This is a genomic window from Rhizobium herbae (genome assembly GCF_019511375.1).
Classification (GTDB): domain Bacteria; phylum Pseudomonadota; class Alphaproteobacteria; order Rhizobiales; family Rhizobiaceae; genus Pararhizobium; species Pararhizobium herbae_A.
This window is the reverse complement of the sequence record NZ_JAEUAO010000003.1, coordinates 1-23,877: the sequence shown is the minus strand read 5'-3', so window position 1 is coordinate 23,877 and position 23,877 is coordinate 1. Positions and strand designations below refer to the sequence as shown.

The window sequence follows — 23,877 nt, the reverse complement described above, 5'->3', positions numbered from 1 at the left end:
CCCTTCCAGTTGTCTGCAGCGCCGTGCGTCACGCCGCGCTGGCTCTCCGGCCGCGCTGGAGGGCGCCGCGCGAGAGTCGGTCCAGCAGAATGGCGACGGCGACGATCGACAGTCCGGCGCGCAAGCCCAGACCCATTTCCATGCGGGTCAAACCACGGGTCACTTCGGCGCCCAGGCCGCCCGCTCCCACCAGCCCCGCCAGGACAACCATCGCCAAGGAGAGAAGGATGCACTGGTTGAGGCCGACGACGAGGGTTGGGGTCGCGGAGGGGATTTCGATCTTGAAGAGGATCGCCCGCGGCGAGGCTCCGGTCGCCTGGCCCAACTCCAATAGGTCCTTCGGCACCTGGTTGAAGGCGAGCGTGGTCAAGCGGAGCATCGGCGGGACGCCGTAGACGATCGTCGCGATGATGGCCGGCACCCGGCCGAGGCTGAAGATCATGACCGCGGGAATGAGGTAGACCCACGGCGGCACAGTCTGCATGATGTCGAGCACCGGGCGGATCGCCGCCTCGAGCTTCTTGTAGCGGGACGCCAGGATGCCGAGCGGAAACGCGATCAGCACCGAGATGGTCACCGCGACCGTCACCAGGGCGAGCGTCTGCATCGACGCCGTCCAGAGACCCACCAGGAAACAAAATGCCAGCGCGATGCCCGTGATCACCGCTACGCGGATGTTCACGAGGACGGCGGCCAGGCCAAAGGCAATGACGATGACGCCGTAAGGCGGCAGAAAAAGCAGTGCGGACTCGATCGCGCCCAGAACCGCCTCGACAAACTTCGTGATGGCGTCGAATAGGGGATGGAAGTTGGTGTTCAGCCAATCCACCGATGGAGCCAGGTAAGTGCCTGGGGAAAACTGAAGGGATTCCGGGTTCATCGTCTGCCTCCGTTGGCGCTGCGTGCCGCGCTCTGGGTCAGTCGGTCGAGCACCATGGTCAGGATGACGATCGCTATTGCGGCGTTGATGGACGTGGCGATGTCGAGCGTGCGCACGGCTCCGTAGATCGTCTCGCCGAGACCGCCCGAACCAACGATGCCGGCAATGACGACCATGCCGAACGCCATCATCAGACTCTGGTTGATGCCTGCCATGATGCTCGGGATGGCGAAGGGCAACCGGATCTTGGTGAACATCTGCCAGGGCCTCAGGCCGCTCGCTTGCCCCAGTTCGATGAACTCGTGCGGGGTCATGCGGATGCCGAGCGAGGTGAGGCGGATCGCGGGCGGCATCGCAACGATGACGGTGGCGACGAGCGCCGTCGCCGGGCCGTAGCCGAGAAGCGCGATTGCGGGCAGAAGGTAGATGTAGGGCGGCAGGGTCTGGATCAGGTCGAGGACGGGTTCGAGCGCACTATCGAACCTCCTGACGAAGCCAGCGACGATGCCGATGGGAATTCCGACGACGAGAGCGAGAATAGTCGCCGTCGCCACCAGCCCCAATGTGCTCATGGTCTCGGCCCACAGGCCCATCAGCGCGCAGAAGACGAGCGCCGCCCCGATGATGGTCCCGGACAGCAGGTTGATCAAGCGCCAGCCGAGCAGCGCCCCTATGATGGCGATGACATAGAACGGGGCAAGCTGAAGCAGCCAGAGGATGCCGTCATAGGTTCCCTCGAGAACCGACCTGATGGCTTCAAACAGCCACTCGCCGTTGTCGCTGATCCAGCTAAGCGTATCGTCCGTCCAAGTGTCGAAAGTATCCGCAATGATCGAGGTGTCCATTTCCCTCCCCCCAACCTACGCCGCCACGGGCTCTCGCGTGGGCGTTCCGGCGACGCCGCGCAGCAGGCCGCGGGTCGTGACGACCCCTACGATGGTACCGTTCTCGACGACCGCGACCGCGTCACGATCGGACTGCATGGTGAGGTCGATCAGTTCGCCGATGTCCGCCTCCGGCGAAGTCCGCAGCAGCGCGTTGACGTCGCAATGCGGATGCGTGCTCTGGAACTCGGCGACCGGCCGCATCACAGAATGCGCCTTGACCAGATGAATCCTCGATATGCCCGCCACGAAATCGGAGACGTAATCGTCGGCAGGCTTGGTGACGATGTCCTCAGCTGTTCCCACCTGGACGATCACGCCGTCCTTCATGATGGCTATCCGGTCGCCGATGCGGATCGCCTCCTCCAGATCGTGGGTGATGAAGACGGCGGACTTCCCGAGCGACTTCGTCAACTGCCGGAATTCGTCCTGGAGTTGCCGGCGGATGAGCGGGTCGAGGGCGCTGAACGGCTCGTCCATCAGGATGATCTCGGGATCGGCCGCAAGCGCCCGGGCAAGGCCGACGCGCTGCTGCATGCCGCCAGACAACTCGCTCGGATAGCGCGCCGTCCAGTCTGCAAGCCCCACCTTTTCGAGAGCGGCGCGGGCGGTCTTGTTGCGTTCGTCCTTGGAGACGCCCCGGACCTCAAGACCGAAGGCGGCGTTTTCGAGGACCGTCCTGTAGGGGAGAAGCGCCACGCTTTGAAACACCATGCCGATGTTGCGTGCCCGCATGTCCCGCAGCTCGGCCGCATTCAGCTTGGCGATTTCTCTGCCCTTCACCGTGATCTTGCCGAGGCTCGGTTCGATCAGGCGGTTGAGAAGGCGGATCAGTGTGGACTTGCCGCTGCCCGAAAGACCCATGACGCAGAAGATTTCGCCACGGCGCACCTGGAGGCTGGCGTCGGACACGCCGACAACGCAGTCGAAATCCTTAAGCACCTGCTTCTTGGACAGCCCGCGTTCGGACACGGCCTTCACGGCTGCGGGAGCGCGGGCCCCGAAAATCTTCCAGACGTTCTGGCAGTCGACCAATACTTCGTTGGAGTCATTCATCGCAGTTTTCATCGCGTTCCCCACGGACCAGCTTGGCGCCGGCCTTCCTGTGTTTGGAGTACCGGGACGGGCCGTCATTCCCGACGACCCGTCGTTTTATGGATTACTCGCTCTTGATGTTCTCCCAGCGCTTCAGGAGGTCGGCATGGCTGTCGGTCCACTCCTTGACGGCCTCGTCCATCGACTTCCCATCGCTGACTGCGCCGTTGATCGCGGTGATGTCGGCAAGCGGGACATAGACGCTAGCGATGACCTCGCGGGCATGCGGGTTTTCCGCGGAAAAGCCCTCCTGGCCAATCCAGTAGTAGCTCTGCGGAGGCGGGAAGACACCCTTCGGGTCCTTGAGGAACTTCACAGGGTACTTCTGCATCATCCAGGACGGCTCCCAGATGGTGACGGCGATCCATTCCTTGCGGTCAATGGCCGACTTGAGCGCCGCGGTCATTGCGGCCGTGCTGCCTTCGACGAGCTGGAGCTTAAGGTCATATTCCTTGACCGCGTTGGCAGCGTCGCGCATCAGGCCGGAACCGGGTTCTATCCCAACGATCTTGCCGCCAAATTTGTCGGCGTGGTCGTTGAGCTGCTCCGTCGAGTCGATCGTCACGTATTGCGGCACGGCAATGGCCTGATAAAGCCCATGCGAAACCGGGGAAATTTTCTCCAGCCGGTTCTTGTTCTTGTCCCAGTAGTCGTGGGCGACATAGTCCGTCTGCGAGGCGAGGATTTGGACATCGCCCTTGGTGAGCGCGGCATAGGCGATGCCCCACTCCGAAAACTCAGTGACCTTCACGGTATAGCCGGAGTCTTCAAGCACCTTCTTGGTGATCCCGGTGATTGGGGTGAGGTCCTCCCAGGACATCGTGCCTATTGTGATCGTCTTTTCTTCCGCATGGGCGGACAGCATGGTCATCCCGACCATCGCGGCAGCGCAGAGCGCTTTCCACACAGTCTTCATCGTCGTTCTCCTGTTTTTCGTTCCCATTCTCATTTGAAGACCTGCGGTCGGCGCAGTCTTCACATTGCGCGGCGCCGGATCATCCCTCGCGGCCTGCGCGCAATTCCTGCAAACGGATCACCGAATTGATGCCCAGCCATGCGAACGGCTCCGGTGGAAGCCGGGACGGTGCGGGGTGATCCATGTATTCTTCGAGATGCCGGGAGTGAGCCCCGGTCGCCAGTTCAGCCGCCATCATGCCGGCAAGCGTGCTCTTCACGGTGCCGAGGCCGTTCTCGCAGCAGGCGGAATAAAGTCCCTCTTCGATTTCGCCGAAGGCGGGCACATGGTTCAGGCTGAGGCAGATCCGCCCGGCCCAGCTATGTTCGAACGGTATTCCTTTGAGGCCCGGAAACCGCGCATCGAGCGACGTCCGATGCGCCTCCGCCATCTTCGCCATGCGCCGTTTGGTCAAGGCGACCGTCGTATCGTAGGTATACTTCGTCCGGATCGCGATGCGCGACTGCCCGCGGGACGTGATCTTGCGCACCGTCGCGCCCATGGCATCGGCGGGAAGCAGCGCCCACCGACTTTGCCCGGAGACCCTGTGGCCGACGTCGTCCGCGGCGAAAGGAGCGGTTATCGACGCGTAAGCGAAGATGTGCATCAGCCGACCGCGGAAGTAGCCAAAGTCGTCGATATGGCCGTTGACGCCCACGATCACCTTGGGCGCGCTCACCGAACCGCGCGGCGAAACCGCCACCCAGATTCCGTGGTCGCGCTTCAAGGCGGTAACGGGGGAACGTTCAAAGATGTCCACGTTTGATGAGAGCCCGGCGGCGAAGTCGCGGATATAGTCGGCCGGCTGGATCAGCACCGCGCCGGGCGTGTACAGCCCGCCGAGATAATAGTCCGATCCGGTGATTTCGCGCATTTCGGCGGCATCGAGGAAGCTGTGCTTCTCTCCGGCCCCTTTCAAGGACTCGCCGAAGCTCCGGTTCAGCTTGATGCCGCGCCCGGTCGCCGCGGCGTTGATCTTTCCGGCGGGATCGAAGGTCTCGCGAGACATCCCGTATTCCGCGGCTGCCTCCTTGGCGAAGGCGATCGCGGATCGGTTCTGGGCCATCTCGAGCCTGGTGGCGTCGGTGCTGCCGCTGGAGTATTCGCTGGAGGAGAGATTGTGCGGGACATCGATCATGAACCCCGAGTTCCGGCCCGACGTTCCTTTGCCCACCTCGCTTGCCTCAAGCACGACGATTTTGTCGACCGGCCGAAGCTGGCGCAGACGACGGGCCGCGGAAAGGCCTGCGAAACCCGCACCGATGATCAGCCAGTCCGCGGTCACGTTGCCTTCCAGGCTCCGGACCGGGAACGAACGCTGACTGATCGCCTCCCAGCCCGAGATGCCGTTTTCAACCGGCAACCGTCTGACGGGCTTCGAGATCATCGGATCGTCTCGTCCACCGAACGATCGGAAACGTCGATCCAGATCGTCTTGAGTTCGCAGTAGTTGTCGTGCGCGAAGATCGACTTGTCGCGGCCGCCGAAGCCGGATTCCTTGTAGCCGCCGAACGGCGTCGTGGCGTCGCCTTCGCCGAAGCAGTTGACGGTGACGAGGCCGGCCCGGATCTCGCGCGACAGCTTGATCGCCTTGCGCAGGCTTCCCGTGTAGACCGACGCCGTCAGGCCGTAATTGGTGTCGTTGGCGAGCGCCAGGGCTTCGTCGAGGTTCTCGAAGGTCGTCACCGACAGGATCGGCCCGAAGACCTCCTCCTTGAACAGGCGGCTCGCCGGCGTGACGCCGTCGACGACCGTCGGCTCGATGTAGGCACCCTTCAGTGTCTCGCCGCCGAAGGCGACCGGGAGCTCCTCGCTCTTCACATCATCGAGGAAGGATTTCACCTTGTCGAAATGGTTCTTGCTGACCAGCGCGCCGAGGCGGTTTTCCGGGTCGAGCGGGTCGCCGGTCTTCCACTCGCGCATATAGGCGCCGATTCGGCTCAGCAGCTCGTCCTTGATACTAGCCTGGACGATCAGCCGCGAGGTCGCCGAGCAGTTCTCGCCCATGTTCCAGAAGGCGCCGTTGACCACCTGTTCGGCGACGAGGTCCAGGTCTTCGGCGTCCTCGAGCACCACAGCCGGGTTCTTGCCGCCGCATTCGAGAACAACCTTCTTCAGATTGGAATCGGCGGCATAACGCAGGAAACGCCGGCCGGTCGGCGTCGAGCCGGTGAACGCCACCATGTCGACATCCATGTGCAGGCCGATCGGCTCGCCGACGTCCCTGCCGCTGCCGGTGACGACGTTGAAGACGCCGGCCGGAATGCCGGCCTCATGCGCCAGTTCGGCGACACGCAGCGTCGTCAGCGTCGTTTCCTGGGCCGGCTTGACGATCACGGAGCAGCCGGCGGCGAGCGCCGGGCCGATCTTCCAGGCGAGCATCAGGAGCGGGAAATTCCACGGCAACACGCAGCCGACGACGCCAACCGGTTCGCGGACGACCATGGCCAGCGCATTCGCCCCGACATTGTTGGTGTTGTCGTAGAGCTTGTCGATCAGCTCGGCATGCCAGCGGATCGTGTGGATCGTGTCCGGCACGTCGACGGTCTGGCATTCGCGCACCGGCTTGCCGCTGTCGAGACTTTCCATGACAGCGAGTTCATGGCGGTTGCGTTCCAGGAGCTTGGCGAGCTTGAGGAGCGTCGCCTTGCGGTCGGCGGGGGACTGCAGACGCCAGCGGCCGTCCTCGAAGGCGTCCCTGGCCTTGGCGACCGCGTAATCGACGTCGCTGGCGTCGCACGCCGCAATCTCGGCCAGGACCTCGCCGGTGGCGGGGTTGGTCGTCGTGAAGGTCTTGCCCGACTTCGCCGGCCGGAAGGCACCGTCGATGAAGGCGTTGGTGGGAAGCTCAAGGTTGGCGGCGATCGCCTTGTATTCGGCGGCGGTCAAGGGTTCATGCATAGTTGGCTCCCGAGGTGATCTGGGCGACCGTGCGCTTCAGGGTGGCGACGACAGTCTGCAGCGTTCGTTTTTCGTCGGAATTGAGGGGGCGCAGCGGCGCCCGGACCGGACCGGCCTTCAGACCGATGATCTCGCAGCCGTGCTTGATCGACTGGACGAACTTGCCGGTCTCGAGGAAATCCATCAGCGGCAGCATCGCCGTCATGATCTGGCGGCCCTTGTCGAAGTTCTTCTCAATGACGCAGGCCTCGTAGAGCGCCACGTGTTCGCGCGGCAGGAAGTTGGAGCCGGCACAGACCCAGCTTCTCGCCCCCCATGCGAAGAATTCGAGCGCCTGGTCGTCCCAGCCGCAGGAGAGCGAAATATGCGGGAACTTGCGGGCGAGCAGGTGCAGATTGCCCATGTCGCCGGAGCTCTCCTTGATCGCCACGACGTTCTTCGACTTGCCGACGCGGGAGAAATACTCGTTTCCCATCATCACGCCCATGCGCGCGGGATAGTTGTAGAGCATGATCGGCAGGTTGGCGGCGCGGTCGATGGTGAGCGCATGCACCGCGTTCTCGCGCTCCGTCGGCAGCGCATAGGGCGGCGACGAGACGAGGATGGCGTCGGCACCGATTTCCTTCGCGGCCTTGGCGTATTCGACCGAATCTTCCGTCCGCGTGGCGCCGGTGCCGACGACGAGCGGCAACCGGTTGCCGATCACGTCCCTGGCATGGGCGGCGAGCTCGAAGCGTTCCTGCGCCGACTGAGCATAGTATTCGCCGGTCGAGCCGCCGACGATGATGCCGTGCACCTTCGCCTCGATCAGCGATTCGAGGACGGCGGCGAACGCCTTCTTGTCGATCTTGCCGTCGGCTGCGTGCGGCGTGACCGCCGGGGTATAGATGCCTTCGAATTTCAAGACGATTTCTCCATCGATGCGGCGGGCACCTCGACGAGTGCATCCGCCTTCATTCCCTGCGGTGCGATGAACATCTCCATGTTCTCGCGCGACAATTCCCAATGCTCGAAAACGAGATCGACGACGGTGTCCTCGTCGTGCGCAGCGATCGCGGCGATGAAGCCGTCGTGATGCTCCACGGCAACCTGCAGGCGGTGTCGCATGTCGTCGTTCCGTGGCCGGAAGAACGTGTGGCCGATCCGCGCGTGGTCGATCAGCAGGCGGCCAAGGCTCGGCTGCAGGTAGGCGTTACCCGACATCTCGCCGATGATCTCGTGAAAGCGATTGTTCTCGAGCACCATCGCCAGGGGGTCGCCGGTCATGCTTGCCGCGCGGAACCGTTCCTGCGTGTCCTTGAGCTCGCCGAGCTGCTTCGGCTTGAAATTCTGGACGGCGAGGCGGCCGATCGCCGCGTAGATCATCGGCGCGACCAGAAAGAAGTGCCTGAGCGTCTGGTGGTTCATGGGGATGACGCGGGCGCCGCGGTTGGCGCGGATGTCGATGTAGCCCTCCCCCTCCAGCCGCCGGAAAATCTCCCGGACCGGCGTGCGGGAGAGACCGTACCGCTCGCCCAGGCTGACCTCGTCCAGGTCCTGGTCCGGGTCCAGTTCCATCGTCAGAATCTGACGCTTGAGATCGTCGTAGAGGCCGTTCTTTCCGCTTTTCACCGAAACCTCCCTCCTGAAATTCCGTGACGGTCGTCCGCAAGGATTTCCGTTGACGGCAGGAAGGTCGCACAGCCCGGCGGCTGAGTCAATGAAATTGTATAATGCACGTACACATTCGTTATTGTACAGTAATACAATGAGGAAATGGACCTTGGCACATCAGCGAGTGCACGCGCTGAAGGTTGCACGAGGCGCTTTGAACGACGCCGTTACAGGTTCATGCCTGCAACTCTCCCCTCGTAAAACGCATAAGGGGCCTGCCGCGGTGCTACGCCGTCGCCGATCTCGACGAAGGCTATCCCCATTTTCGGCAAGCTCGAGTGCCAGCCAGGGGCTCCATGGGAATGTTTACAATCATACAGCTAAGGGAACTTGAGGCTGGAAGGCCATGCGATTGCACAACTCGCCGAGCTGGTGGAGATTTTCTGCTCCCACTCACCCGCGAGAATCGAGCCGTCAAATCTAATCTGCCGGCGGCAGCATCATACATTTCGCGCCGCTGCGTCGGGCTTCGCGTCAGACGTCCACCCACGTTGTTTTGCATTCACAGCCGCCGAGTGCGGCTTTCGATCACGGACAATTCCCCGTGACTGCAAGGCTACGTTCCGCTGATCGATCTCGGAATTTCTAGTTTGACGGCGAGGCCCCCGGTGTCGGCGATGGCGGCGGTGACGCGTCCACCATGCCGCTCGACGGCCTTCTTGGTGATTGCGAGGCCAAGGCCATATCCGCCAAGGGCAACACCTTCCTCGCCGCGCGAAAACGGCTGAAAGATCTTGGAGAGGTCGGAAGTCGGCACTCCCGGTCCTTCGTCAGCGACAAGGACGTATAGTGTGTCGGCCTCCGTGCCGGCGCGGACGAGAACTTCGGAGGAATCGGTCGTATATTTCACAGCATTGCGAATGACGTTCTCCAATGCGCGATAGATCAGCTCTCCGTTGACTTCGGCGACAAATGTCTGAACTCCCTCGTAGTGCACGCGAATGCCGCGAGCCTGTGCTTCAAAAGCTGCGTCAGCGACGATGTCATTCAGGAGATCGATGATGTCGAGGGTCTGCACTTCGAGCGCGTCACTCGATCGATCCGTCAACCGTGCGAGCATGAGTATCTCACCTACCAGTCCATCAATGCGTTCGACCTCGCGAGCCATGCGATCCATCGTGATAGCAAGCTTGGCCGGATTCTGTTGCAGCACGCCAATCGCTGCCTGAAGGCGTGACAAAGGCGAGCGCAGCTCGTGCGACACGTCGTGGAATAGCCGTTGCTGGGTCCTATGGAATTGCTCCAAACGCTCCGCAGTCGTGTCGAAGTCATGGGCGAGCTCGGCAACCTCATCTTTGCGACCGTCAATTCTGTCACTAATTCGTATGTCAAAGTGGCCGCTGGCAAGTGCGCTGAGCCCGCTGCGCAGATGAGCAACGGGTCGGATCAGGTACCGGGCGAGGCAGTAGGCCGCGACCGCCGCAGCCACCAATGCAGAGAGCCAGGGTGCTAGCCTTGTCCACGTGTACGTCACAAGGCCGGTTGCCTGGGGGTGAACAGTGATGCGATAGCAGCCGTCACCACTTTGGACGGTTCGTGCGCTGCCGTTTGCCTCCGCGGAACAGCCGCTGGGAGGTTCGATCCGTGAGAAAGAGAGGTTGACTTGCTCCGGAGCTTTGGCTGCTTCGGTCGCGAAGGCAATCGCCGCCTCTTTGCCGTCGCTCGCCAGGAGCTGCGACGCAACGTCAAGCGCAAACGTCTCTTGTCCCCGTTGAATTTCTTGAGAGAACGGCACGATCTTAAAGACGGTCGTAACCGCGAACAGCGCGGCGATCGAACCCGCCACGGTTAGCCAAATGATAGCGAAAAACTTCCAGAACAGCCGCTGCATTAATGGTTCTGTAGAAGTTGGTAGCCTTGGCCACGCACCGACTGAATCCAGGATTGGCCGTCCTCTCTTGCTCCAAGCTTTTGTCGGACGCTGCTAATGTGAACGTCGATGCGTCGATCGAAGGGTGTCAGTGCTCTGCCGAAGGCTCGTTTTGAGATGTCCTGCTTCGGCACGAGCTGGCCGGCATTGCGCGCAAGGACCTCGAGCAGGCTGAACTCAGTTCCGGTTAGATCGAGCGGCTTGCCCCGCCACTCGGCGACTCTACTTGCGAGATACAGAACAAGGTCACCGGCCCGGAGTATTTCGGGAGCAGGAGCGTAACGACCCGCGCGTCGAAGGATTGCGCGCAGCCGCGCAGCAAGCTCGCCGGGCGAACACGGTTTCGGCACATAATCGTCGGCGCCAAGGTTAAGCCCGGCTATGCGATCGACGTCGTCGCCCTTGGCGGTGAGCATCAGGACAGGGACAGCGCTCTGTCGCCTGATACGCTGAAGCAATTCGATCCCGTTCATGTGCGGCATCATGATGTCGAGCACGACAATATCGACAGAACCCGATGTCGCTTTCCCGATGGCGGCGCGTCCGTCGTGTGCAGTCGATACATCGAAGCCCTCCTCGACAAGGTATTCTGCGAGGAGCGTCGTGAGCTCCTCGTCATCATCGATCAAAAGAACTTTCTCCATATCACCGTGCCCATTGTCCGTGCCGGGCACACATACAGGCTAAGCCCCGCCCAAGCACCGGATTTTACCTATCTTAACACACTCTTAACGGCACTTTACATTCGATCCTGTAGATGCGTCGAACAGAGATCGTGTTTCGTAAAGGGCTGTGATGGCGGCGGCGCATCGCAATATATTGAGTTACAGTACCGTCGTTGCTTGTCTTGTTCTTACGGGTTGCGCCAGTTTCGCCGAACTTGGAACGGCGGGTGTGCAGGTAGCCAATGTCTGGCACGCGACGTTGCCACACGCTGGGCGGACATCCGACCTGGCGACCTGGTGGTCGACATTCAACGACCCGTCGCTCACCTCTCTCATCGGCTACGCGCAGGAGGAGAACCCTAGTCTCGCCTCGGCCGCCGCTGACATCGACAAGGCGCGCGCGACGCTGGCTTCGGCACGGTCGAGCCTGTTTCCGGGGTTGGACGGTTCGGGCTCCGTCACGCGCTCGAGTACCGATGGTGATGCGATCAACCGCGTTGCCGCCTCGACGATCTCCAGCGGCAGCCTCGATGCCTCGTGGGAGATCGATCTGTTCGGCAAGACGCGGCAAAAGAGCGAAGCGGCTCATCTTCGGGTCCATGAGCAGATCGCGAACTGGCATGAAGCGCGAATCTCTCTCGCGGCCGAGGTGGCTGATTACTACGTGCAATATCGTGCCTGCCGCCAGCTTGAGAATGTATACAGCATGGAGCTTGCCTCGCAGCGGCAAACAATGCGCGCGACCGAAGCGGCTGCGACATCCGGCTTCACATCGACCGCGGATCTGGCGCTCGTGCGGGCAAGCGCGGCCACATCCTCGTCAACTCTGACGGCACAGCGCGCCGAATGCGAAGTCCTGGTCAAATCCCTGGCTCAGGTTACCGGCAGTGACGAGACACGGGTCCGCGAGATCATGGCCAAAGGCAAGACTGGCATTCCGACGCCGAAGAGCTTCCTGATCAACGCAGTGCCCGCCGATGTGCTGCGGCAACGCCCGGATATCAGCGCGCTCGAACTGGAGCTTGCCGCATCCATCGCCGATATCGGTGCAGCGAAAGCCGACCTCTATCCCAGCCTGAGCCTCGGTGGTTCGGTGACGATCAGCAGTTCGACGCTGACGGGCGATTCGTTGCCCTGGTCCTTCGGGCCGGCCCTATCGATTCCGCTTCTTGATGGCGGATCGCGCCGCGCCGCCGTCAGGAGTGCGATAGCCGATTACGACACAGCGGTCGCCAGCTACAAATCCGGCGTTCTGAGCGCAATCGCGGAGGTCGAGACGGCTCTCGTGAGAATCGACAGCACCCGCAGGCGGATCGGCGACGCGAGCAGCGCAGCCCGCAACTACAGGACCTACTTCAATTCGGTCGATTCAAACTGGAGAGCGGGCGGCGTCAGCCTCCTCGACCGGGAAGAAGCCCGGCGCTCGGCGCAGTCGGCGGAGATCACGCTTATCGAAACGCGGCGCGACGCCGTCCGCTATTGGATCGCGCTCTACAAGGCCGTGGGAGGCGGCTGGGACGCCACCTCCGCGTTACCGTCACAGCGCCGGACAAAGTCACAAGGAAACTCACTCTGATGCGGTCAGCCCATTTTGTTATTGCCCTCCTTGCCGGGGCGACCCTTGCTTTTGCCGGCGAGCCTTCGCATGCCCAGGAAGAGGCGGCGGCTCTCACCGTGTCCCTCGTGAAGCCGGCGGAACGCCAATGGCCCGAGTCAGTGCCTACAAGCGGCTGGCTGAAGCCCTGGCATGAGGCGATCATCGCCTCAGAAACGAGCGGCCTTCGCATTACCGACGTTCTGGTCGATGTCGGGTCCGTTGTGAAAAAAGGGCAGACGCTTGTCCAGCTCTCACAGGATAGCGTGCTGGCTGACCTTCACAAGCAGGAGGCGGCGGTCAAGACCGCCAAGGCAAATCTGTCGAATGCCGCGGCGGACGCCGACCGGGCGCGGCAACTGCGCCGGTCGGGCGCGCTTTCCGATCAGAGTATCGTCGAGCGACTGACGACCGAGGAGACAGCCAAGGCAACTCTCGAATCGGAGGAAGCCGCGCTGGAAAGCCAGAAGATCAAGCTTGAACAGACGAAAATTGTCGCGGTCGATGATGGGCTGATCACATCCCGCTCAGCCCAGCTCGGCGCCGTGGTTTCGTCGGGCACCGAGCTCTTCCGACTGGTGCGGCAGCAGCGCGTCGAATGGCAGGCTGAAGTATCGGCAAGGTATCTCCCTCGTATCAAGGAGGGACTTGGTGCTGCGATCTTCGGACCTGGCCCCGGTGACAGGCGCGTCGAAGGAACGGTCAGGCTGGTCGGACCGACGGTGAGCAGCGATACCGGGCGCGCGATCGTCTATGTCGCGTTGCCGGCGGATGATCATCCTCCGGTCGGCATCTACGTGACAGGACAGATCGAGCTTCAAACGACGGCTGCGCTCACGGTGCCTGAGACGGCGCTCGTGTTTCGTGACGGCCTCAACTACCTCTTCACTGTCAATAAGGATCGGCGCGCCACACGCATTCGTGTCGAGACGGGCCGCCGCGACGGCGGCGAGGTGGAAATACTCTCAGGCATAGACCAATCGGCCGAGGTCGTGAAATCCGGTGGAGCATTCCTCTCCGACAACGCCCTGGTGAGGGTTGAAGGAGACGCGCAATGAACTTCTCCGCCTGGTCAATCCGTAATCCCGTTCCATCCATTCTGCTGTTTGTCCTTCTGACGGCGGGCGGCCTTCTCGCCTTTGATCGGCTCGGGGTGCAGAATTTTCCTGATATGGATCTGCCGACGATCAAGATCACCGCAACGCTGGAGGGTGCTGCTCCATCGCAACTGGAGACCGAAGTCGCCCGTAAGATCGAGGACAATCTCGCCTCGCTCAGCCTTCTGGATCATATCACGACGACGATCACAGACGGGTCCGTGTCGATCAGTGTTTCCTTCGAGTTGGAGAAGAACGGCGAGGCGGCCCTGAACGAGGTTCGCAACGCCGTGGACAGCACGACGGATCTGCCGTCCCAGATGGAATCGCCGAGCGTAACGAAAGTCACGGTGCAGGACTCGCCGCTCCTTACCTATGCCGTGCGCTCGACTCGACTCGACGAGACGGAACTTTCCTGGTTCGTCGACAATGACATGACGAAAGCCCTGCTCTCTGCCTCCGGCGTCGGCGAAGTGAGCCGTGTCGGCGGAATCGATCGCGAGATACATGTCGATCTCAACCCGCAAATCATGGGATCGCTTGGAATTACAGCCGCGACGGTCTCCTCGCGCCTGAAATCTGTTCAGGCCGACACCTCGGGCGGCCGTGGCGAGATCGGCGGCAACAAGCAGACGATCCGGACGCTGGGCGCGGTCGCGTCGGTGGAGGAACTGAAAGCGCTCGCGATCCCGCTTCCGAGCGGGAAGCTGGTGCGCCTGGACGAAATTGGCACGGTAACAGACAGTTTCTCCGATCGCTCCTCGCTCGCCTATCTCGACGGAGAGCCGGTGATCGGCGTGCAGGTCAAGCGTTCGAAGGGCTTTTCGGACACAGGCGTTGCAGCCGACGTCAAGGTGGCGATGCAGAAGTTTGCCGCCGCCAATCCCGACGTGGAGATCGTCGAAGCCTACAGCACGGTCGGGCCTATCATCGAGAATTATGATGGCTCGATGCACATGCTCTACGAGGGCGCGATCCTGGCCGTCGTCGTGGTCTGGCTTTTCCTGCGAGACTGGCGGGCGACCTTCCTGTCCGCCGTGGCTCTGCCGCTATCGATCATCCCGACCTTCCTGGCAATGTATCTCGCGGATTTCAGCCTGAATACATTCACGCTGCTTGCGCTCTCACTGGTGGTCGGCATCCTCGTCGACGACGCCATCGTGGAAGTCGAGAACATCGCCCGTCACCTGAATATGGGGAAATCGCCAATGGATGCGGCGCTCGAGGCCGCCGACGAGATTGGCCTTGCCGTCATTGCCACGACCTTCACGCTCGTCGCCGTCTTCCTGCCGACTGCCTTCATGGGCGGTATTCCTGGCATCGCATTTCGCCAATTCGGTGTGACGGCGGCCGTCGCAGTACTGGCCTCGCTTCTGGTCGCGCGCCTGCTGACGCCGATGATGGCCGCCTACATGATGAAGGCGAATCCGGTGGAGGAGAAGGACGGCCGGATCATGCGCGCCTACATGGCGCTCATGAAGGCCTGCCTGCGCCACCGTAAACTGACGATCCTCGCCGTCTGTGTATTCCTCGGCCTGTCCCTGTCGGCGATCCCCCTCCTCAAATCGGGCTTTCTGCCGGCGTCCGACGACGCGCAGACGAAAGTCACGCTCACGCTGCAACCTGGAAGCACGATCGAGCAGACGGATGCGACGACGCGCCAGGCCGCGGACATCATTGCGAAGCTGCCGGACGTCACCCGCGTGTTCTCCGCGGTCGGCAGCGCCTCGTCAGGACGCGGACAGGACGCATCGACAACAAGCGATGTGACCTCGGCAACCCTCGTTGTCAACCTGACACCGATCGGCGATCGCGACCGGAAGCAATCCGAGATCGAGAATGACATCCGGCAAGCTTTGGCGTTACTGCCTGGAACCAGGGTGGAAGTGGGGTCAGGTGGCAACGGAACAACGCTTCAGATCACGCTGGCCAGCGACGATGCCGCAGCCCTCGATCGGGCAGGCAGTGCCCTTGAAGAGCAGTTGCGCACGCTTCAAGGCATCGGCGCGGTGACCTCCAGCGCGTCGCTCCAGGCGCCCGAGGTCCAGATCGTGCCTGATTTCATACGGGCTGCCGCACTCGGCGTAACATCGGATGCAATTTCCGAAGCGGTTCGCGTGGCGACGAATGGCGACTATTCGTCGTCCATGTCGAAGCTCAATCTGCCGCAGCGGCAAATCTCCATCCGCGTTCGACTGGACCCCAGAAATAGAGTGACACTGGACGATATCGCAAGCCTTCGCGTGAGCGGCACGAACGGCAACGTGGACCTCGGCTCCATCGCGGACATCCGCATCGGCGGCAGTCCGTCCGAGATCGACCGCATCGATCGATCGCGAAACATCACGCTCTCGGTCGAGCTTAATGGCCGGATCCTCGGCGATGTCAATCGTGAAGCCCAGGCCCTGCCTGCGCTCAAGAACCTGCCCCAAGGCGTCCGGCTCGTCGAACAGGGTGAGTTGCAGCGCAGTTCCGAGCTGTTCGCAAGCTTCGGCATCGCCATGGCGATCGGCGTGTTCTGCATCTATGCCGTGCTGGTCCTGCTCTTCCACGATTTCTTGCAGCCTCTGACGATCCTCATGGCGCTGCCACTGTCGCTCGGTGGGGCGCTCGTGCCACTCATTATTACCGACACGAGCTTCTCCATGCCGGCGGTGATCGGGCTGCTCATGCTGATGGGCATCGTGACGAAGAATTCCATCCTGCTGGTCGAGTATGCCATCATGTCGAGGCGCGGGGGCATGGCGCGGTTTGATGCCCTCGTCGACGCTTGCCACAAGCGGGCGCGGCCCATCATCATGACCACGCTCGCCATGGGGTGCGGCATGCTGCCCGTGGCCTTGAGTCTGACCGGTGGCGATGGGAGCTTCCGGCAACCCATGGCGATCGTTGTGATCGGCGGGCTGCTAACATCGACATTCCTCAGCCTGCTCGTCATTCCCGTCATTTTCACATTCGTTGATGACTTCCTCGTACTTCTCAAGCGATTGGTTCGTCGACACCGGGATGAAGCAAACGAGATGTTCGAAAAGGGCTATGTGAAAGATGACGGAGATGGACGCGAAGCCGTTCTCACCCTCATCGATCGAAGACGGTAGTCCTCTGCGATCACTCGGCAGTCATCCGGCTGGAGGGCATACGGGGCTGCTATGCGCTGGACCGTGTTACCCGCTAAGGAATTTTGCTGAGTGACGGGAAACAGGTGATTTCCGCGCAATTTCCGCGAGGGTCAAGGTGATCTCGTAAAGAGGGCGATTTTCTGCGCGACAAACCCCGTCGGAATGTGAGATTGTACGACAAATTCAGATTTGGGGTTTGTCGTACATGCTGATCGGTTACATGCGGGTATCCAGTAGTGACGAGCGCCAGTCGGTCGCTCTGCAGCGTGATGCACTGCTTGCGGCTGGCGTCGATGAACGTCATCTGCATCAGGATCGCGCCTCCGGTGCGCGTGATGATCGACCTGGCCTGAAGGCCTGTCTGGAGGAACTGCGCAGGGGCGATGTTCTGGTCGTATGGAAACTCGACCGGTTGGGGCGCTCGCTTTCGCATCTGATCCGGATTGTCGAGCAACTGAAGGCGCGCGGTATTGCTTTCCGATCTCTGACGGAGGCGATGGATACCACGAATTCGCATGGCGCATTTTTGTTCAACCTGTTTGGCGCGCTTGCCGAATACGAAAGAGCGCTGATCACGGAGCGGGTCAATGCCGGCCTAGCTGCGGCGCGCCGGCGCGGTCGCAAGGGCGGCAGGCCACCGGCGATCGACGCCGAAAAGGTTGAGCAGATTCTTGCGGCCCTGGAGGGCGGCGCCAGCAAGGCGTCCGTTTGCCGGACTTTCAAGGTGCCGCGCTCCACGCTGATCGACACACTGAGGCGGATTGGATGGACCGGGCCCGGGAAGAAAGATGTGCCCGACGCCTCGCTTTAACGGCGGGGATGATCGATGTCCTTCCTCGACGCGCAGTCGCGTGCCACACTGTTTGAGCCACCCGAAGCTTATGAAGAGGCCTTGGCGCGCTATGCGCTCTCGGTCGAGGATATTGCCTTCGCCAAGGGGCATCGCCGCTCGCACAACCGGTTGGGCTTTGCGATCCAGCTTGCATTGGTCCGGGATTTGGGTCGGCCGCTGCGGGCGGGCGAAGCGCCGCCGCAGGCCATTATCTCGATCGTTGCCGATCAACTCGGCATCGACCCTGCTGTTTTCGCCCTCTATGCGCAACGTGAGGAGACACGCCGGGAACATGCGCGCGAGATCGTTGCCGCTCTTGGGCTGCGTGCTGTCCGGGCGAGCGATTACCGTAGTCTGATCACTGCGGCCGCACGCGAGGCGGCCGCTACCGAGAAGGGTATGCCGATCACACAGGCGGTTATCGAGGCGCTGAAGGACGGGAAGCTCCTCGTTCCTGGCCCCGAACTGCTGATACGCCTGGCGATGGCCGGTCGGGCAGCGGCGCGCAGGCATGCTTATCGTGAGTTGATCCGGGGTTTGGGCCAGCCCTCCGTTGAGGTCCTTGACCAGCTTGTCGCTAACCGGATTGGCGATCGAAGCAACCTCGGCTGGATCGCGGAAGCACCTGAAGGGGCGAAGCTGAAGAACCTCAAGGGTTTGATCGCCCGCCTTGAGGTTTTGCGTTCCGCCGCCATTCCCGATGAAAGGCGCAAGACGGTCCATGCCAACCGCTATGGCATCATCGCCCGGGAAGCCCGCATCCTGCATGCGCGTGAGATACGGCGCCTGAAGATCGAGCGCCGCTACGCCACGCTGACCGCCTTCGTCATCGAGAAGCAGGCGTCGATCACCGATCTTGCGGTCGACATGTTCTGCAAACTCATTGGCAGCGCCCGCCGCAAAGCCGAGAACAGCCGTAAGGAGCGGCGGCTGAAGGAAGCGGAAATTCTTGCCGATGTGGCGCTCAATCATCTTCAGCTCGGTGGGGCGCTTGTGGCGGCTCGCGAGGGCAACGCTGATCTTGCCTCCGCGATCACATCCAGCATCGGCTGGGACGGATTGGTGGCCAGCATGACCGCAGCCACATCCGTTGTTCGTCCTGATCGCAGTGACGAATTCGACGAACTGGTGGAGCGGCACAAGTCGATGCGCAAGCTGGCCCGGCTCCTGTTCGACACGTTTTGTTTCCGGTCCTTTCGTCCAGACGATCCGCTTCTGGCCGCAGTGGATCATCTGCGCGCGCTCTACGGCGGACGAAAGCTGCCCGCGCACGTGCCACTTTCTTTCTTGAGCCGCAAATGGCGGCGACGTGTCCGGTCCGGCGGCGGCGAGATCGACTTCCGCGCCTGGGAAGTTGCGGTGCTCGTCCACCTTCGGGATCGTCTGCGGGCCGGCGATATCTGGGTCGATGGCAGCCGGGCATGGCGAAGTTTCGAAGATTATCTGTTGCCGCGCGCGACCTTCGCCCTGATGCGCGCGGAAGGAAGACTCGGGCTTGCCATCCCGGATAGTTTCGCGGCCTGGCGGGCCGAACGCACTGCCACGCTTGACGCCAAACTGAGAGCCTTGGCTCAAGCGGCGGCGTCCAACGCCATTCCGGATGCGGTGATTTCCGACAAGGGTCTGTCAATCTCGGCTATTCGCGAGGAGGAGCGCGATAGGGTCGTGGCGCTCAGTCGGCGTCTTTATATCCTTGTTCCACGGATCAGGATCACCAGCCTGCTCGCCGAAGTTCACAGCTGGACCAGATTTCTCGACAGCTTCACCCATTATCGCACCGGTGAGACCGCGAGCGATGAGGCGGCGCTGATGGCCGCGATCCTTGCCGACGCGACCAATGCGGGCGCTGAGCGCATGGCCGAAAGCTCGCGTGGTGTCACCATCCATCAGATGATGCTGATGGTGGACCGGCATCTGCGCTCGGAAACCTATGCCACGGCGACCGCCGTTCTGGTCGATGCGCAGCAAGTCCATCCCTTTGCCGCGATCTGGGGCGATGGCCACATCTCCTCCTCGGACGGTCAGTTCTTTCCGGCCGGCGGCCGCGGCGAAGCCAGCCTCGATTACAATGCAAAGCATGGCAAGCGGCCCGGCGCCTCGCTTTATGGTTTCCTGTCCAACCGCTTCGCCTCCTTCTTCTCCCGCATGATCCAGGCATCCGAGAGCGAGGCGCCCTACGTGCTCGACGGGCTCCTTCACAACGAAAGCTCCATTGAAATCCATGAGCACGCTACAGACACCGCCGGCGCGACCGAAACGACGTTTTCCATGTTTCATGCCTTCGGCTACAGGCTCATTCCGCGGATCCGCAATCTCGGCAATCGCAGGCTGTTCGTCATCGATCCAGATCCGGCATACGCCCCGCTTGACGCGCTGATCGCGGGAACCGTCAATATGGATGCCATCGAGCAGCACTGGGATGAGGTATTGCGCCTCAAGGCTTCGATCGGCGCAGGTCTGGTGCCGCCCTCCGTGATCCTCAAGAAGCTCGCCGCATCGCCCCGGCAAAACCGGCTCAATCAGGCGCTGCGCGAAATGGGCCGCATCGAGCGCTCGATCTTCATCTGCGACTGGTTGCTCGACACGAAGCTGCGACGCAGATCGCACGCCATCCTCAACAAAGGCGAAAGTCGTCATGCCCTTGCCCGCGCCGTCTTTCTCCACCAGCTTGGCGAGCTGCGCAATCGCGTCGCTGAAACCATGGCCTACCGGGCTTCCGGCCTCAACCTCGTCGTCAACGCAATCATCCTGTGGAACACGGTTTATCTCGGCCGAGCCGTCGATTACGTGCGCGGCCAAGGCATCGTCATTCCAGACGATTTTCTCTCCCAGGTCGCACCGCTTCCATGGGCGCATATTGCGCTCACCGGCGACTATCTCTGGAATGAAATTGACAGGCCCCTCGAACGCTTCAGGCCAATTCGAACCAACCGCTTCAATCCGAAGAACTTCCAATTCCCTTAGCGGGTATTATTGCAGAGATTCCCACGGAGCCCCAATCCGAGCCGCCCCGCGGCCCTGGCGGCTTACTGCATAATTGCCTGCATTCAAGGACGGGCCACGCCAGAAAGCCAAAGGCGACAACCGTCGCCTTTGGCAGTGCAGATCAACAGATCAGGCCGAATGCAGCAGCCTTATCGTATCAAAGGAGGAAGTAATCCTTCGACAGAGACGCCGCATCATCATGATGAACGGCTAAATCGGCATTCCTGTCACCATTGGTGCCACCATATACATAGGTGTCAGAGTCCTGCTTGTCGCAATGCGACTCGCCGGCCTTGCCAGTGAAGGCAGCAGTACCGAGGTCGGTGAAAGTGTGATCGGCGAACGCTGCCCAATTGGCACCGATGTCGGCCAGATCAATCCTGTCACCATGGGAACCCGAGAAGTCGAACATCGAATCTCGGCCGCCCGTCGGACCATTCGTGCTGGCATCGGCCGTCTCGAAGACGAAGGTATCGCCGCCCAACAGATCATCCGCGCCAAGCGCACCAGTATGCACGTCATCGCCGCTGCCGCCGTGGCGATGGCTGTCGCCTTCGCCCGCGCGCGACGAATGGTCGTGCCTCGTGCCATGGTCCTTGTCCACAAAATCCGAGCCGGTTGTTTGCTCGATCGGTTCGTCGCCGCCATCCACGGTGTCGCTGGTGCTGCTCGCGGCAGTGGCCACGCTTTCCGCAACATCGGTTGCACCCGTGTCAGCCTCACTGTCCGCCGTGGTTTGCGCGCTGAGCGACAAACCGTCGTCGCCGAGGTCGCCGCTGGACGAAGTACTCTGCGTAGTGTCGGCCTGCGTCGTGTCGGCTTGCGTCGTGTCGGTCTCCGTCGTGTCGACCGGTACGGTGGTGTCCGTTGCCGTGTTGTCGGCTGGCGCCGTATCGGTTGGTGTCGTCGGCGCGGTGTCCGTTGGCGTGTCGATGACGGGTGTGGTATCCGCTACCGTCTCGTTCGAGGTCGTGTCCGTCGGCAAGGTGTTCAGGTCGGTATTCCCGTACATTACCGGGTTGTTGCCATAGAGCGCGAAATCACCCCATTGGCCATCGCCGACCTGGTTGTTGATGATTTTTATGGAGCCATCGTCGACGGCGCCGCCACCAAAAGTGTCGTCCAGATAGACGGTGTAGCCACCGCCGGCGAGGCGATTGTTTTCAACCGTAATGTTCGACAGGCCGCCGAAATAGTTGTCGAGCATTACCGCCGAGGTCTGGCCGTGATCGACCACGACGGTGTTGTGGACGATGTCGATGTCGTGACCGGCATTGACCTCGATGCCGTCGTAATGGGCTTCGGCGGTGCCGAGGAAGTTGTGGATGTAGTTGTCGCGAATATCCGACGGGCCGCTGACGGTGATGCCGTTTTCGACGCCATAGATGTCGTTGCCGACAAAGGTGCCGTGACCGTAGACGCCGTTCTGGCTGAGGCCCTTGCCGTCGATTTCACTGTTCTGCAGCGTGAAACCGGTCGCACCGTCCATGACATTGACCGCGCTCCATGCGCCGGTCGAGGTCAGCTTGATATTATTCAGCGTGACGTTATCAGCGTCGATGACGATATCGCCGGTGATGTCCATGTTGCTGATGACGGCGTTGTCTTCGGTGATGTGAAGCGTGCCGTTATACTTGGTCATCGCCGCTCCGGACGTGACGCCTGTGTTGGTTGCATCTGGAAAATCTGCCACTGTTGTATAGCCTTTCTCCTCAGCCCTCAAACCCCGTTTCAAGATGGTCTACTGCTAAGCCGACTATTGCTGAGCCGAGCTTACGAAACGGAGACCTATTGCAACTTCGAACGTTGTGCAATGCAGTAGATTTGACTGAAAAGTTGCGAGTATATCCGCCCTATTGTTGCCGCAAATAGTTGAATTGGACCTCGCACGCCTGAAATAACTAGCTAAATTCAAGGCAATTTAAAGAAACGTAAACTTCTCAAAATTTTTAAATAATCACACAAAAGCGCAACCTGCAGTCTGACTACTTCGCTGAAACTATTTGGAAAAAAAATTCAAACTCCGCGCGATCGCCTCGTCGGTCAAATCAGCCAACTTTTTTTCCTAAAAATTTTCGCGGCAACCTATAAGTATAAAATCCGCGACTGCACCTGGTCCCGGGCCAACCTGCCCGGCATCGTTCCATCGGTTTTGCCGTGCCAGAGCCGGGAATCGATCGGCCTTTCCCCTCCCATGGTGCCCTGCTTCGCCCGAGGGGCCCAAGCCCAACTTGCTCGCGATCACCCCTGGACCGAATGGCCCCAGCGGCTCGCCCCGCGCCTTCGTATTTTGCAACGTCGACCATCGAAACGGCTGCGGCCCGCCGCTTCGGCGAAGAGCAGAACCTTACATGGTTGCGCCAAACGAGTTCCGCTTCGCGCAGCGATGCAATATATCCGGGGCAGACGGCACGGTATGACGAGAGCCCGAATACCTCTGTCACTTCCTGGCAGATCACCCTTGAAGGGGAAATGCCGGCAGGCAAAGGCCGGTGAAGGGGGCTTTCGTATCGCAAACGGACGCAAGAGGACCGAGATGGCAGACCAACCGCAACGACCAAGACAGGATCCTCTGCGCGCCAGACCGGGCCGCAAGGCCAATGAAAACGCCGCCCCCTCCTCCGTCCAGGTGCTCGACCGCAGCCTGAAGCTGCTCGAGCTGGTGGCCGGCGCCGACGGGGCGGCACTGACCGACCTCGCCGACAGGTCCGGCATGGCTCCCTCCACCGTCCACCGGCTGCTCACCGCCCTTTCCGGTCACGGCATGGTCGTCCATGACGCCGAGACCGGCGCCTGGACGATCGGGCTGAAAGCCTTCGAGATCGGCAATGCCTTTCTGCGCTTCCGCAAGCTCGGCACGATCAGCCGCCCCTTCCTGCAGCAACTGATGGAACGCTCCGGCGAGACCGCCAATGTCGGCATCGAGGACGGCGGCGACGTCGTCTTCATCTCGCAGGTCGAGAGCCACGCCCCGATGCGCGCCTTCTTCCGGCCCGGCCGGCGCGGCCCGATCCACGCGTCCGGCATCGGTAAGGCCATCCTTTCGACCTGGGGCCAACCGGCTGTCGAAAGGCTGTTTGCGACCCGCCCGCTCACCCGCTTCACCGAGAACACCCGCGACACCCTGCCCAGGCTCATCACCGACCTTGCCGCCATCCGCAGCCGCGGCTTCTCAATCGACGACGAGGAACACACGCTCGGCATGCGCTGCCTCGCCGCCCCGATCTTCAACGAATATGGCGAGGCGATCGCCGGGATTTCGGTGTCGGGCCCGGCGGTCAGGCTGCCGGACGCGCGGCTCGCAGAACTGGGGCCGGTGGTGAGAGACGCGGCCGAGGGGGTGACGC

17 protein-coding genes are annotated in these 23,877 nt (G+C 61.6%); 6 read left to right on the top strand and 11 right to left on the bottom strand.

Annotated elements, in window-relative coordinates; all coding sequences use genetic code 11:
- Positions 1–28: 28 nt before the first annotated feature.
- The 10 genes from JNB71_RS13275 to JNB71_RS13230 form a co-directional block, all read right to left on the bottom strand.
- Positions 29–880: an ABC transporter permease gene (locus JNB71_RS13275; protein WP_220372295.1), complete on the bottom strand. Its 852-nt coding sequence runs from the start codon at positions 878–880 to the stop codon at positions 29–31.
- Entirely contained in the window at positions 877–1,725 is an 849-nt protein-coding gene (locus tag JNB71_RS13270; protein ID WP_220372294.1) for an ABC transporter permease, read from the bottom strand. Before JNB71_RS13270 ends, JNB71_RS13275 begins: the two co-directional genes overlap by 4 nt.
- A gap of 15 nt (positions 1,726–1,740) precedes the next feature.
- Complete coding sequence (locus JNB71_RS13265; protein WP_431028838.1) at positions 1,741–2,820, bottom strand: quaternary amine ABC transporter ATP-binding protein; 1,080 nt, start codon at positions 2,818–2,820, stop codon at positions 1,741–1,743.
- A gap of 103 nt (positions 2,821–2,923) precedes the next feature.
- Positions 2,924–3,775, bottom strand: a complete 852-nt coding sequence (locus JNB71_RS13260; RefSeq protein ID WP_220372292.1) for a glycine betaine ABC transporter substrate-binding protein — start codon at positions 3,773–3,775, stop codon at positions 2,924–2,926.
- A gap of 79 nt (positions 3,776–3,854) precedes the next feature.
- Positions 3,855–5,201 (bottom strand): NAD(P)/FAD-dependent oxidoreductase, encoded by a 1,347-nt coding sequence (locus JNB71_RS13255; protein WP_220372291.1) that lies wholly within the window; start codon positions 5,199–5,201, stop codon positions 3,855–3,857.
- A complete protein-coding gene (locus JNB71_RS13250; protein ID WP_220372290.1) occupies positions 5,198–6,715 on the bottom strand; it encodes an aldehyde dehydrogenase in 1,518 nt (505 codons plus the stop codon). Before JNB71_RS13250 ends, JNB71_RS13255 begins: the two co-directional genes overlap by 4 nt.
- Positions 6,708–7,619, bottom strand: a complete 912-nt coding sequence (locus JNB71_RS13245) for a dihydrodipicolinate synthase family protein (RefSeq protein WP_220372289.1) — start codon at positions 7,617–7,619, stop codon at positions 6,708–6,710. The genes JNB71_RS13250 and JNB71_RS13245 overlap by 8 nt, the downstream gene beginning before the upstream one ends.
- Positions 7,616–8,326 (bottom strand): GntR family transcriptional regulator, encoded by a 711-nt coding sequence (locus JNB71_RS13240; RefSeq protein ID WP_220372288.1) that lies wholly within the window; start codon positions 8,324–8,326, stop codon positions 7,616–7,618. Before JNB71_RS13240 ends, JNB71_RS13245 begins: the two co-directional genes overlap by 4 nt.
- A 598-nt stretch (positions 8,327–8,924) precedes the next feature.
- Positions 8,925–10,199, bottom strand: a complete 1,275-nt coding sequence (locus JNB71_RS13235; RefSeq protein WP_220372287.1) for a sensor histidine kinase — start codon at positions 10,197–10,199, stop codon at positions 8,925–8,927.
- Positions 10,199–10,882: a response regulator transcription factor gene (locus tag JNB71_RS13230; protein ID WP_220372286.1), complete on the bottom strand. Its 684-nt coding sequence runs from the start codon at positions 10,880–10,882 to the stop codon at positions 10,199–10,201. The genes JNB71_RS13235 and JNB71_RS13230 overlap by 1 nt, the downstream gene beginning before the upstream one ends.
- Before the next feature lie 151 nt (positions 10,883–11,033).
- Between JNB71_RS13230 and JNB71_RS13225 the strand changes: the two genes are divergently transcribed.
- From JNB71_RS13225 to JNB71_RS13205, 5 genes are all read left to right on the top strand, one after another.
- Complete coding sequence (locus JNB71_RS13225; RefSeq protein WP_220372285.1) at positions 11,034–12,479, top strand: efflux transporter outer membrane subunit; 1,446 nt, start codon at positions 11,034–11,036, stop codon at positions 12,477–12,479.
- Positions 12,479–13,555, top strand: a complete 1,077-nt coding sequence (locus tag JNB71_RS13220) for an efflux RND transporter periplasmic adaptor subunit (RefSeq protein WP_220372284.1) — start codon at positions 12,479–12,481, stop codon at positions 13,553–13,555. The genes JNB71_RS13225 and JNB71_RS13220 overlap by 1 nt, the downstream gene beginning before the upstream one ends.
- Positions 13,552–16,692, top strand: a complete 3,141-nt coding sequence (locus JNB71_RS13215) for an efflux RND transporter permease subunit (RefSeq protein WP_220372283.1) — start codon at positions 13,552–13,554, stop codon at positions 16,690–16,692. Before JNB71_RS13220 ends, JNB71_RS13215 begins: the two co-directional genes overlap by 4 nt.
- Positions 16,693–16,918: 226 nt before the next feature.
- Positions 16,919–17,524 (top strand): recombinase family protein, encoded by a 606-nt coding sequence (locus JNB71_RS13210; RefSeq protein ID WP_220372282.1) that lies wholly within the window; start codon positions 16,919–16,921, stop codon positions 17,522–17,524.
- Between the two features lie 15 nt (positions 17,525–17,539).
- Positions 17,540–20,509 (top strand): Tn3 family transposase, encoded by a 2,970-nt coding sequence (locus JNB71_RS13205; RefSeq protein ID WP_220372281.1) that lies wholly within the window; start codon positions 17,540–17,542, stop codon positions 20,507–20,509.
- A 178-nt stretch (positions 20,510–20,687) separates the two neighbouring features.
- Here JNB71_RS13205 and JNB71_RS13200 read toward each other — a convergent pair whose 3' ends face one another.
- Positions 20,688–22,172 carry a hypothetical protein gene (locus tag JNB71_RS13200; RefSeq protein WP_222857289.1) on the bottom strand — a complete coding sequence of 495 codons (1,485 nt, stop codon included), beginning with the start codon at positions 22,170–22,172 and terminating at the stop codon, positions 20,688–20,690.
- Positions 22,173–23,066: 894 nt separating this feature from the next.
- Between JNB71_RS13200 and JNB71_RS13195 the strand changes: the two genes are divergently transcribed.
- Positions 23,067–23,877: IclR family transcriptional regulator (locus JNB71_RS13195; RefSeq protein WP_220372279.1), on the top strand; the 811-nt coding region annotated here is incomplete at its 3' end.